We start from the raw sequence: 10,774 nt of genomic DNA on the forward strand, positions 1-10,774 counted from the left end.
AGGACGACCACCTTGCGCTCGGCGACGTCGGGCCGGAAGAACGCGGTCTTCTCCGTGCGCTGGCCGATATAGTACCAGACGTTCGGGTCGAAGGTGCCGACGGAGGAGGGGCTCCCGAGGAGGGCGGCGACGTCGTCCTGGGTGCTCGTACCCGGCTGGACCTGCGCCAGCCGGTCGGCTTCCAGGAGGTTGCCGCGCGTGTTGACGGTCGGGCTGCACGCGGCCAGCGCCAGCATGGCGCCTGCGGCGAGCAGCAGTTTTCGAGTTTCCTTGGCCATTCGTGCCCGGTATGCGGTCCGTGGCGGCCGTCTCGCGTACGCGACGTCGATTGACGCCGGCGCCGGCCGGCCCTATGTGCTGGCGACAATCGCATCGCGCGGTTCTTCCTGTCAACGTCACGCAAACCGGGAGCCCAGCCTTGCTGAGGGGTCTGTTCGGGTCCAGGCCGGCCGACCGGGTCGGCGGAAGCCTGTTTGCCGCCGTCCTGCGCCAGGCGCGCCGGCCGGAATTCTACGAGCATGGCGGAGTGCCGGACACGCTGGACGGCCGCTTCGACATGATCGCGCTGCACCTGTTCCTGGTGATGCGCCACCTGAAGGGGCGGGGCGAGGCCGCCGAGGCGGCGGCGCGCGGGCTCGTGGATGCCCTGTTCGCCGACCTGGACGCGAGCCTGCGCGAGTTGGGCGTCGGCGACCTCGCGGTCGGCAAGCGCATCCGTGCGATGATGGACGGCCTCTATGGGCGGTTCGACGCCTACGATGCCGGCCTCGCCGAGGCGGAGGGCGGCCGCAAGCTGCGCGTGGCGCTCGACAACAACCTGTTCGGCACCGTCCACGTGCCGCCCGAGGCGCTGGAACGGATGGCCGCCTATGTCCGCCGCGAGGCCGATGCGCTGGCGCGGATGCCGGTCGAAGCACTGCTCGCGGGCGATGTCCGCTTCGGCCCGCCGCCCGCGCCGTGACGGCCGACACCCTTTCCCGACACCGGTGTTGAATCCCGGTACGACCCTGTTCAGAAAGCCGAGGCATCCATGTCCCAGCCCGAGTTCTCCCGCCCGGTCGACGTCACCACGATCGCGCCCGACGGCCTTGTCCGCACGATAGAGGCGAAGCCGGACGAGCTTCGGGAGCTGGCGCGGCGGCTGGAACTGCTCGCGATCGACCGGCTGTCCGCGACCTTGCGCCTGCGCCGGGTGCGCGGCGGCGAGATGGTCGAGGTGAGCGGCGAGATCGACGCCGACGTGGTCCAGGCCTGCGTCGTGACGCTCGAGCCCGTCCGCGGCCGGGTGCAGGACAGCTTCGAGGAGCTGTTCGCGCCGCCCCATCTCGTGCCGGAATTCGATCCCGACGAGGAGGTCGACCTCGCCGTGCTGGAGGGCATGCCCGAGCCGATCGAGAACGGCCGCATCGACCTGGGGGAGATGGTCGCGCAGAACCTCTCGCTGTCGCTCGACCCCTATCCGCGCGCGCCGGGCGTGCCCTTCGTCGGCAACGAGGAGGAAGCGCCCGAAGCAAAGACGCAAGAGGAGGGCGAGGAACGCCGAAATCCCTTCGCCGCTCTTGCGAAGCTGAAGCGGTCACATTAGATCGAAGGTTCGGCTTGCCCTGGGCGGGCCGTTCTTGTATTGAAGCGGCTCGCTTCAGGCGGCTCCCGCGAGCCGCCTTTATAGAATCGTTGAGAGTATTCCGTCATGGCTGTTCCCAAGAAGAAGACCTCGAAGTCGCGGCGCAACATGCGGCGGTCGCACCACGCGCTGACGGCGGGTGCCTACGCCGAGTGCAAGAGCTGCGGCGAGCTGAAGCGCCCGCATCACGTCTGCGGCGCATGCGGCCAGTACGACGGCCGCGAAGTGGTGGAAACCTCGACCGCTGCCTGACCCGGCGCTCCATGGCACGAGGAGTACGGTTCCGGTGAGCGCGCCCCTGACCATCGCCCTCGATGCCATGGGTGGCGACCACGCGCCCGACATGGTGATCGCGGGCGCCGACGAGGCCCGCGAGCGCTGCCCGAACGTCCAGTTCCTGTTCTTCGGCGACGAGCAGCGCATCGCCCCGCTGCTCGACCGGCTTCCCGGGCTGAAGGCCGTGTCCTCGATCCGCCACGCGCCGCAGGCGATCGGCAACGACGCCAAGCCGTCGACCGCGCTGCGCACGGGACGCGAGTCCAGCATGCGGCTCGCGATCGACGCGGTGGCCCGCGGCGAGGCCGCGTGCATCGTGTCGGCCGGCAATACCGGCGCGCTGATGGCCATGGCGAAGTTCGTGCTGAAGACCCTGCCGGGCATCGACCGGCCGGCGATCGCCTCCTTCATCCCGACCTTGAGGGGTGAGAGCGTGATGCTGGATCTCGGCGCCAACATCGACTGCGACGCGCGCAACCTCGTCGAGTTCTCGGTGATGGGCGCCGTGTTCGCGCGCACCGTGCTCGGCCTCGAGGAGCCGTCGATCGGCCTGCTGAACATCGGCTCGGAAGAGCTGAAGGGGCACGAGGCGATCCGCAACGCGGCGACGCAGCTGCGCGCGATGCCGCTGCCGGGCAGGTTCCACGGCTTCATCGAGGGCGACGACATCGCCACCGGCACCGTGGACGTCGTGGTCACCGACGGCTTCACCGGGAACGTGGCCCTGAAGACCGCCGAGGGCACGGCCAAGCTGTTCGCGGAGTTCCTGCGCCAGACCTTCCGGTCCACGGCGATGGCACGCATGGGCTATCTGCTGGCGAGCCGCTCCTTCAGGAAGCTGAGGCAGCGGACCGACCCCCGCCGCTACAACGGCGCGATGTTCCTCGGCCTCCAGGGCCTGTGCGTCAAGAGCCACGGCGGCACGGATGCCACCGGGTTCGCCAACGCGGTCTGCGTCGGCGTCGACCTCGCCTCGCACGGGTTCAACGACAAGATCAAGCAGGAGCTGGGCCGCATCGGCAGTTCCCCGCTCCCCGACCCCAAAGCGGCAGCCATCTGACATGGTCCGACGTTCCTGCATCGTGGGCTGCGGCTCCTACCTGCCGAGCCAGGTCATGACCAACGACGACCTCGCGAAGCGGGTCGACACCTCGGACGAGTGGATCACCCAGCGCACCGGCATCAAGTCGCGCCACATCGCGGCCCCGGGCGAGCTGACCTCCGACCTGGCGCTGGCGGCCGCCCGCGAGGCGCTGGCGGCCGCGGGCATGCCGGGCGAGGCGCTCGACCTGATCGTGCTGGCGACGGCGACCCCCGACAACACCTTCCCGGCGACGGCGACCAAGGTGCAGGCGGCGCTCGGCATGAGGGGCGGGGCGGCGTTCGACGTCCAGGCGGTCTGCTCGGGCTTCGTCTACGCGCTTGCCATCGCCGACAACTTCATCCGCCTCGGCCAGGCGCGCAACGCGCTGGTGATCGGGGCCGAGACGTTCTCGCGCCTGCTGGACTGGAACGACCGGACGACCTGCGTCCTGTTCGGCGACGGCGCCGGCGCCGTCGTGCTGCAGGCGACCGAGGGGACCGGCGGCAACGCCGACCGCGGCATCCTGTCGACGCATCTGCACTCCGAGGGGCAGCATTACGGGCTGCTGTGGGTGGACGGCGGGCCTTCCTCGACCCAGACCACCGGGCATCTGCGCATGTCCGGCCAGGAGGTGTTCCGCCACGCGGTGACGCGGCTCGCCGAGGTCGTCGAGGAGGCGTTGCACGCCAACGGCCTGCGCCCGGCCGACATCGACTGGCTGGTGCCGCACCAGGCCAATCGCCGCATCATCGACAGCACCGCCCGCAAGCTGGCGCTGCCGGTCGACAAGATCGTCCTGACCGTCGACCATCACGGCAACACCTCGGCGGCGTCCATCCCGCTGGCCCTGGCCGAGGCGGTGAACGACGGCCGCATCAGGCCCGGACAGCTCGTGCTGATGGAGGCGATGGGCGGCGGCCTGACCTGGGGCGCGTCGCTGGTCCGCATGTAGTGGGCAAAGAACCGCCGCACGGTTTAAGGACGGCCGCCAACTCTTTGTAATTGACGCATAATCTCCCGGAGATTACGGTTCGCATGGACCATTGGGGAGAGGACCGGCGTCATGTCCCAGGACACCGTCACCCGGGCGCAGCTCAGCGAGGCCGTCTATCAGGAGGTCGGGCTCTCCAGGAACGAGTCCGCCGATCTGGTCGAGACCGTCCTCGAGGAGATCTCCGAGGCGCTGGCGCGCGGCGAGATGGTCAAGATATCGTCCTTCGGCAGCTTCGCCGTGCGCCAGAAGGGCAAGCGCGTGGGCCGAAATCCCAAGACCGGGGAGGAAGTGCCGATCCTCCCCCGGCGCGTCCTGGTGTTCCGGGCCAGCCACGTGCTGAAGGACCGGATCAACGAGACGCTTGCCGGTTCCGATCCGTCGGCCAGCGAAGTCGCCTCCTGATGGCAGCCACCCATCCCGATCCCAGGCCCCGGCCGGTCGTCAAGTCGGCCGCGGCGTTCCGCACCATAAGCGAGGTGTCGGCGGAACTGGACGTGCCGCAGCACGTCCTGCGCTTCTGGGAGACCAAGTTCCCGCAGATCCGGCCGCTGAAGCGGGGTGGCGGACGGCGCTATTATCGTCCCGAGGACGTCGACCTGCTGCGCCGGATCCAGAGCCTGCTCTACCGCGAAGGCTACACGATCAAGGGCGTGCAGCGGCTCCTGCGCGAGACGCGGACGACCGAGACGGAAGGGGTGGAGCAGGATCAGGTAGAGCCCGACCTGCTGGAGCCCGGCGAGGCGGAGGCCGGGGTCGCCGCCGCGCCGCGCCCGCCGCTCGACGAGGCGCGGCGGGCCGAGCTGCGCGAAGTGCTGGACGAGTTGATCGCGCTGCGCGCCCTGCTCGGCCGCGGCGAAACCTGACCGGCGATTTATCCCCAACTTTGAGCGCAAAAGGGGGCGTACGGCGATTGCGTGGCAAGGGGCGGGTCGCTATAGTCCCGCCCGCGTCACCCGGCCGGACCTCGGCCGGTGCGGCGGCACGGTCGGAGCGTGGCGCAGCCAGGTAGCGCACTAGCATGGGGCGCTAGGGGTCGTGGGTTCGAATCCCGCCGCTCCGACCAATTTCCCCCGGGCATCCTCGTCGTCGCACGGAGTTCGGCATGCTCGACGGGGTGGTCGGCCTGCTGTACGTCGGCCTGCGGTCGGAGAGGTCGTCTTCAAACGCCGAACGGCCCGCGAGGGGCCGTTGCGACCGCCGGTTTGCCCGGCGTCTTCTTTATGGCGAGCCCAGTTGCGGGCCATTCACTCCCTAAACTCGGGCCATGCTCGAGCCAGCGCGTTTATCGCCTTTCCTGCGGCATTATGTCAAGCCCGATGCACGGGATTCGACACTTTCCCCACCGGTTGCACGGTGGCGAGGAGTCCGCGTCCGGTGTCCGTCAGGCGGCAGACGAGCCAGTCCGGCTTCAGCGGGTTCTCGAACCAGCGCTCGACCCATCCCGCCTTGATGCACGCCTCGACCAGCTTGAGGCCCACATGCTGGCCCTTGTCGTCGAACAGGGGGAGCTTTCCCCCGGGCTGGCCGATCCCGCGCCTGAGCCATTGGATCTGGCGGCGCGTCGGGGCGGGTGCCGATGGCTTGTTCCTGGGAGTAGGCATCTTCGGTCGTCGTGGTCCGTTACCTCGTTGGCGTAGCATGATACGGCAGGGGCGAAGGCAGGCCAAGGACCCACGGGTCCGGAGGCACGTCGAGAGTCATGGGAAGGAGGAGGGAGCATGGACGCGCTGTTCGTCTACATGACCGCAGGCTCCGCGGATGAGGCGCGGCGGATCGCCCGGGCGCTGGTCGAGGAGCGGCACGCGGCCTGCGTGAACCTGATCGAGGGCATGCGTTCGGTCTATCGCTGGCAGGGCGCGGTCGAGGAGGCCTCCGAGGTCGTCATGATCGCGAAGACCACGGCCGCGGGGTTCGACCGGCTGGCGGGGCGCGTACGCGAGCTGCACTCCTACGACTGTCCCTGCATCGTGGCGCTGCCGGTACAGTCCGGCGACGCCGGCTACCTGGCCTGGATCGGCGAGCAGACGGCGCCCGCCTGAACGGGTCCACCGACCAGCCGTGTGCCCGCATGGCGGGCATGCGCCGCTCCGGGTTGCCGGCCCGGGGCCCTCGTGAGACGCTTTGCGCAATTCCCGGCTCCGGAGTGTGGTATGTCCAGCCTTTCCGCGCGGCTGTCGGTCGCCTTCTCATGCGTCGGGCATGCGGTGATGCACGTGCTGACGGCGCTCTACCTGACGATCGTGCTGGGCCTGGTCCGCGACTGGTCGATGCCGTACGAGGAACTGCTGCCGCTGTGGACGGCGGGCTCGCTGCTGGTCGGGCTGGGGGCGCCGCTCGCCGGCTGGCTCGGCGACCGCTGGAGCGACGCCAGGATGATGGTGCTGTTCTTCCTGCTGACGGGGGCCGGCGCCGTCGCGGCCGGCCTGTCGCAGGGCACGCTGTCGCTCGGCGTCTCGCTGGCCGTCCTCGGCCTCGGGGCGTCGATCTACCACCCCGTCGGCCTGTCCTGGCTCGTGAAGAACGCGACCAACCGCGGCCAGGCCATGGGCGTGCTGGGCATCTTCGGCAGCCTCGGCATCGCGGCCGCGGCCGTCGTCGCCGGCGGCCTGACCACCGCGATCGACTGGCGGGCGGCGTTCTGGATCCCGGGCGTCTTCTCGATCGCGGTCGGCGTCCTGCTCGGCGCCTGCGTCGCGGCCGGCATCGTCCAGGACGTCGGGCGGGACGCGAGACCGCAGCCGGCGCCGGCCCATGGCGACGTGGTGCGGGCCTTCATCGCGCTGTCGGTGACCATGGTCTGCGCCGGGCTGATCTTCCAGTCGACGGTGACCGCGATGCCGAAATGGTTCGAGGAGCGCCTGGGCGGCTTCGCCGGCGACGACGTGTTCAGCATCGGCGGCCTCGTGACGCTGGTGTTCCTGATCGCGAGCGGTTCCCAGTTCATCGGCGGCATGCTCTGCGACCGTTTCCCGCTGAAGCCGGTCTACGTGCTGTGCCTGCTGGTGCAGGTGCCGCTGCTGGTCTTCGTCGCCGACCTGTCCGGACTGCCGCTACTGGTCGTGGCCACCATCATGGTGTTCGCCGGCAGCCTTCAGATCCCGGCCGAGAACCTCCTGCTGGCGCGCTACACGCCGGCCAAGTACCGGGGCACCGCCTTCGGGGCCAAGTTCGTCCTGTCCTTTGGCGTGGCGCCGCTGGGCGTGCAGGTCGTCGCCTGGATGTACGGCCTGGGCGGCGGATTCTACTGGCTGTTCGTGGCGCTGGGCGCTCTCGCCGCCGCCGCTTTCGTCGCCGCGCTGCTGCTGCCGGCCGAGCGGGAGGCGCTGACCGCTCCGGTCGCCGCACCCGCCGGCGCCGGGGACTAGATCGGATCGCGGGCGGGCGTGAACGCCCGTCCGCGTGAATCCGATCTAGAATCAACAGGGTAGGAGCGGATTGAGGTTCAGGATGAACCTCAATCCGCTCTAGGCTCCGGATTCGTAGCCGGAATACGACCGCGGGGCAGGCAGTCGGCTGATCGGGGAGGTTCAGGAGCCGCGGCTGTTCACACCAGTCGGAGCTTTCCGCCCGGTCAGGAACACCGCCATCCCCATGGACCCCTACATTCTCGTGCTCGTCGCAGCCGGCCTGCTGATCCTGCTCGTCGCCTGGCTGCCCATGCTGGTGCGCGAAATGCCGCTGTCATTGCCGATCGCCTGCGTCGCGATCGGCTATCTCGCCTTCGCCTTCGTCGTGCCGGACGACGAGCCACATCCTCTGCTCTACCCGGAGATCACCGAGCGCCTGACCGAGATGCTGGTGATAGTGGCGCTGATGGGATGCGGGCTGAAGCTCGACCGGCCGCTGGCGCGCGATACGTGGCGGGCCACCTGGCGCCTGCTCGGCATCGTGATGCCGCTGTGCATCGCCGGGGCGTTCCTGCTCGGCTGGGGGATGATGGGCTTGTCGGCCGGCGCCGCGATCCTGCTGGGGGCGGCCCTGTCGCCGACGGATCCGGTGCTGGCGTCGGACGTCCAGGTCGGCCCGCCCAGATCGGGGGAGGAGGACGACGTCCGGTTCAGCCTGACCTCCGAGGCCGGGCTCAACGACGGGTTGGCTTTTCCCTTCACGAACCTGGCCCTGGCGGTGGCGCTCCATTCCGGCGCCGCGACGCCGCACAGGGGAGCCGGGAGCACCGGGCCGGACGGGGAGTGGATCCTTCATTGGATTGCGGTGGACGTCTTCTGGAAGCTCTTTGCCGGCCTCGTCATCGGCTGGCTGATCGGGCGCGTCCTCGGCTACGTGACCTTCCGCCTGCCGAACCGGTCGAAGCTGTCGCGCACCGGCGACGGGTTTCTCGCGCTCGCCCTGACCTTCATCTCGTACGGTCTGACCGAGCTTGCGCACGGCTACGGCTTCCTTGCCGTCTTCATGACGGCCATCGCGTTCCGTCAGGCCGAGCGGAACCACAGCTACCACGAGCGATTGCACGATTTCGCCGAGCAGATCGAGCGGTTGTTCATGATGGTCGTGCTGGTGCTGTTCGGCGGCGCGCTGGCCAAGGGGCTGATGGCGCCGCTGACCTGGACGGCGGCGGGGGCCGGACTGATCTTCCTGTTCCTGGTCCGGCCGCTGGCGACCTTTCTGGCTTTCCGGCATCTCGGCTGGTCGCGGGTCGAGACGCTCGTCGTGGGTTTCTTCGGGATCCGGGGCGTCGGGTCCATGTACTACCTCGCCTACGCGTTCAACGAGGCGACCTGGGAGGGCGAGGCGGCAACGCTATGGGCGGCGGCGAGCTTCATCGTGCTCGTCTCCATCGTGCTGCATGGCACCACGGTCACGCCGGTCATGCGGATGCTCGACGGGCGCCGCAATTCCCGGATCGCCTCCGCGGCATCCACGACCGGGAGCGGCACCCCTGGGCAAGCCATCCCTTCGGCGGCTAGGAGACTGTTGAGAGCGGCGCGGGGCCGCAGACGTCCCGCACGAAGCCCATGATCGGGGAGCTCGCCGGCAGCCCCTCGCGATGGCAGGCGTACAGCGTCTTCTCGAGCTGGACGCCGTCGACGTCCAGCGCCACCAGGGTGCCGGCGCGCGCCTCGTCGGCGACCGCCGCCTCCAGCACCAGCGAGACGCCGAGGCCGGCCTGCACGGCGCGCTTCACCCCCTCCGTCGTGCCCATCTGCCGCGACACCGTCGGGAGGTAGCCCAGCCGGCCGAAGGCGTCGCGCAGGACGCGCCCGGTGCCCGTCCCCGGCTCGCCGCCGATCAGCGGGGCGTTCCGCAGGGCCCCGGCGGGGACGGAGCCGCGCGCGGCCCAGGGATGGCCCGGCGGGACGATGGCGACCAGCCGTTCGCGCCGCCACGCCACCGCCGAGAGCCCCGGCCGGCCGTCCCACCACTCGGTCAGGGCGACGTCCGCCTCGCCGCGGTCCAGCCATTCCAGCGCATCGGGATTGGTGCCGATCCGCACCACCACCTCGGCCCGTTCCGGCCGCTCCTCGTAGCGGGCGAGGATGGGCGGCAGCAGGTAGGTACCGACATTGCCGCTGGCGGCGACCGTGAGGCGCCGCATGGCCAGCGCGTTCTCCGCCTGCCGGCTCACCGCGACGAGGCTGCGGGCATAGGGCAGCAGGACGGCGCCCTGGGCGGTCGGGCGGCAGCGCTCGCCGCCGCGCTCCACGAGGCAGGCCCCGAGATGGGTCTCCAGCTTGCGCAGGTGCTGCGACACGGTCGGCTGCGCCAGGCCGAGCCTGCGGGCCGCGCCGTGGAAGCTGCCGTCTTCGACGATCGCCAGGAAGGACGCGACGTGCACGAGGTCGAGCATGGCTTGGCGTCAGCGCCTCGGCGCCGTCGGGCGGTTGACCGCGTCGGGCGGCTCGCGGCCGTCGAGCACGGCGGCGACGTTGCGGGCTGCGGCAAGGGCGATGTCCAGCCTCACCCGGTCGACCGCCGAGCCGAGATGCGGCGTGAACACCGTGCGGTCCGTCCGGTCGAGCAGTGCCTGCGGGATGCGGCGCGGCCGGTCGGCCAGCGCCCAGTCCTCCATCTCGAACACGTCCGCCGCGTAGCCGCCCAGCCGGCCCGACGCCAGCGCGTCCGCCACCGCCGCCTCGTCGACGACCGAGCCGCGGCCGGCATTCACGACCAGGCATCCCGGCCTCAGGTTCGCCAGCGCCTCGCGCCCGAGCAGATGGCGGGTCTGGTCGTTCAGCGGCAGCGCCAGCAGGACGAGGTCGCTTTCCTCCAGCAGCCGCGTCCATCCCACCTGTTCGAGCGCGAGCGCCGCGCTCGTCTCCGCCGGCAGCGGCCGGGCGTCGTAGCCGATCAGCCTGGCCTCGAAACCGGCCAGCCTGCGGGCGATCGCCTGTCCCACCGCGCCGAGCCCGGCGATGCCGACCGTGCTGCCGGCGAGGCCGGAGCCGTAGAGCTGCGGCCGCCATCCCACGAAGTCGCCGCGACGCATCAGGCGGTCGCCGTCCAGCACGCGCCGGCCGAGCGCGATGGCGAGGCCGACGGCCAATTCCGCCGTCGGCGCGGTCAGCAGGTCGGGGACGATGGACACCCAGACCCCGGCCCGGGTGCAGGCGTCGACGTCGAAATTGTCGAAGCCCTTCAGCGCGCAGGCCACGATCCGCAGCCGTGGGCACGCCGCGACGAAGCCGGCATCGACGGTATCGGTCATGAAGGCCAGCAGGGCGTCGGCATCGGCGGCGCGGCGCCGGACCTCGTCGGCCGGCCAGGGCTCGTGCGTCGTGTTGGCGTCCACCGCGAACCGGTCGGCGAGGAGGCCGACGACCTCGGGATGGACCCAGTT

Annotated in this window: 14 protein-coding genes and 1 tRNA gene; 11 read left to right on the plus strand and 4 right to left on the minus strand. The window is 70.4% G+C overall.

Going from position 1 to position 10,774, the window contains the following annotated elements:
• On the minus strand, positions 1-278 hold a 278-nt coding region (locus VGO20_RS10380; RefSeq protein ID WP_327502261.1), incomplete at its 3' end, for an outer membrane protein assembly factor BamE.
• Positions 279-418: 140 nt separating this feature from the next.
• Here VGO20_RS10380 and VGO20_RS10385 point away from each other — a divergent pair.
• The 8 genes from VGO20_RS10385 (at position 419) to VGO20_RS10420 (ending at position 5,041) form a co-directional block, all read left to right on the plus strand.
• A complete protein-coding gene (locus VGO20_RS10385) occupies positions 419-961 on the plus strand; it encodes a ubiquinol-cytochrome C chaperone family protein (protein WP_327502262.1) in 543 nt (180 codons plus the stop codon).
• Positions 962-1,030: 69 nt separating this feature from the next.
• Positions 1,031-1,585: a YceD family protein gene (locus tag VGO20_RS10390; RefSeq protein WP_327502263.1), complete on the plus strand. Its 555-nt coding sequence runs from the start codon at positions 1,031-1,033 to the stop codon at positions 1,583-1,585.
• 105 nt (positions 1,586-1,690) lie between these two features.
• On the plus strand, positions 1,691-1,876 hold the full coding sequence (gene rpmF, locus VGO20_RS10395) for a 50S ribosomal protein L32 (protein ID WP_327502264.1): 186 nt from the start codon (positions 1,691-1,693) through the stop codon (positions 1,874-1,876).
• A gap of 34 nt (positions 1,877-1,910) precedes the next feature.
• Complete coding sequence (plsX, locus tag VGO20_RS10400; RefSeq protein WP_327502265.1) at positions 1,911-2,960, plus strand: phosphate acyltransferase PlsX; 1,050 nt, start codon at positions 1,911-1,913, stop codon at positions 2,958-2,960.
• A gap of 1 nt (position 2,961) precedes the next feature.
• Positions 2,962-3,936, plus strand: coding sequence for a beta-ketoacyl-ACP synthase III (locus VGO20_RS10405; protein ID WP_327502266.1), 975 nt, complete (start codon positions 2,962-2,964; stop codon positions 3,934-3,936).
• Positions 3,937-4,047: 111 nt separating this feature from the next.
• Positions 4,048-4,380 (plus strand): integration host factor subunit alpha, encoded by a 333-nt coding sequence (locus VGO20_RS10410; protein ID WP_327502267.1) that lies wholly within the window; start codon positions 4,048-4,050, stop codon positions 4,378-4,380.
• Positions 4,380-4,841: a MerR family transcriptional regulator gene (locus tag VGO20_RS10415; RefSeq protein WP_327502268.1), complete on the plus strand. Its 462-nt coding sequence runs from the start codon at positions 4,380-4,382 to the stop codon at positions 4,839-4,841. Before VGO20_RS10410 ends, VGO20_RS10415 begins: the two co-directional genes overlap by 1 nt.
• Positions 4,842-4,964: 123 nt before the next feature.
• Positions 4,965-5,041 (plus strand) — tRNA-Pro (locus VGO20_RS10420).
• A 244-nt stretch (positions 5,042-5,285) separates the two neighbouring features.
• On the opposite strand, the gene VGO20_RS10425 is transcribed toward VGO20_RS10420, so the two are convergent.
• A complete protein-coding gene (locus tag VGO20_RS10425; protein ID WP_327502269.1) occupies positions 5,286-5,579 on the minus strand; it encodes a hypothetical protein in 294 nt (97 codons plus the stop codon).
• 117 nt (positions 5,580-5,696) lie between these two features.
• Here VGO20_RS10425 and cutA point away from each other — a divergent pair, with 117 nt between their 5' ends.
• The 3 genes from cutA to VGO20_RS10440 all read left to right on the plus strand — a co-directional run bounded on the left by cutA (position 5,697) and on the right by VGO20_RS10440 (position 8,955).
• Positions 5,697-6,017, plus strand: coding sequence for a divalent-cation tolerance protein CutA (gene cutA / locus VGO20_RS10430; RefSeq protein ID WP_327502270.1), 321 nt, complete (start codon positions 5,697-5,699; stop codon positions 6,015-6,017).
• Between the two features lie 111 nt (positions 6,018-6,128).
• Complete coding sequence (locus VGO20_RS10435; RefSeq protein ID WP_327502271.1) at positions 6,129-7,343, plus strand: MFS transporter; 1,215 nt, start codon at positions 6,129-6,131, stop codon at positions 7,341-7,343.
• Between the two features lie 226 nt (positions 7,344-7,569).
• The gene (locus tag VGO20_RS10440) at positions 7,570-8,955 is read left to right on the plus strand and encodes a cation:proton antiporter (RefSeq protein ID WP_327502272.1); all 1,386 of its coding nucleotides are present in this window, start codon (positions 7,570-7,572) and stop codon (positions 8,953-8,955) included.
• Here VGO20_RS10440 and VGO20_RS10445 read toward each other — a convergent pair.
• Together VGO20_RS10445 and VGO20_RS10450 are read right to left on the minus strand one after the other, a co-directional pair.
• Positions 8,900-9,784: a LysR family transcriptional regulator gene (locus VGO20_RS10445; protein WP_327502273.1), complete on the minus strand. Its 885-nt coding sequence runs from the start codon at positions 9,782-9,784 to the stop codon at positions 8,900-8,902. The genes VGO20_RS10440 and VGO20_RS10445 overlap by 56 nt on opposite strands.
• A gap of 9 nt (positions 9,785-9,793) precedes the next feature.
• A partial coding sequence (locus VGO20_RS10450; RefSeq protein WP_327502274.1) for an NAD(P)-dependent oxidoreductase occupies positions 9,794-10,774 on the minus strand: 981 nt, incomplete at its 5' end.

Source organism: Arenibaculum sp. (genome assembly GCF_035998295.1).
GTDB lineage: Bacteria > Pseudomonadota > Alphaproteobacteria > Azospirillales > Azospirillaceae > DASYHS01.

What these genes read in the sequence shown, in the direction of transcription:
- VGO20_RS10435 (WP_327502271.1), top strand. Translation starts at nt 6,129, where the DNA reads ATGTCCAGCCTTTCCGCGCGGCTGTCGGTCGCCTTCTCATGCGTCGGG.
- VGO20_RS10425 (WP_327502269.1), bottom strand. Translation starts at nt 5,579, where the DNA reads ATGCCTACTCCCAGGAACAAGCCATCGGCACCCGCCCCGACGCGCCGC.
- rpmF (WP_327502264.1), top strand. Translation starts at nt 1,691, where the DNA reads ATGGCTGTTCCCAAGAAGAAGACCTCGAAGTCGCGGCGCAACATGCGG.
- cutA (WP_327502270.1), top strand. Translation starts at nt 5,697, where the DNA reads ATGGACGCGCTGTTCGTCTACATGACCGCAGGCTCCGCGGATGAGGCG.
- VGO20_RS10440 (WP_327502272.1), top strand. Translation starts at nt 7,570, where the DNA reads ATGGACCCCTACATTCTCGTGCTCGTCGCAGCCGGCCTGCTGATCCTG.
- VGO20_RS10390 (WP_327502263.1), top strand. Translation starts at nt 1,031, where the DNA reads ATGTCCCAGCCCGAGTTCTCCCGCCCGGTCGACGTCACCACGATCGCG.
- VGO20_RS10445 (WP_327502273.1), bottom strand. Translation starts at nt 9,784, where the DNA reads ATGCTCGACCTCGTGCACGTCGCGTCCTTCCTGGCGATCGTCGAAGAC.
- VGO20_RS10410 (WP_327502267.1), top strand. Translation starts at nt 4,048, where the DNA reads ATGTCCCAGGACACCGTCACCCGGGCGCAGCTCAGCGAGGCCGTCTAT.
- VGO20_RS10415 (WP_327502268.1), top strand. Translation starts at nt 4,380, where the DNA reads ATGGCAGCCACCCATCCCGATCCCAGGCCCCGGCCGGTCGTCAAGTCG.
- VGO20_RS10405 (WP_327502266.1), top strand. Translation starts at nt 2,962, where the DNA reads ATGGTCCGACGTTCCTGCATCGTGGGCTGCGGCTCCTACCTGCCGAGC.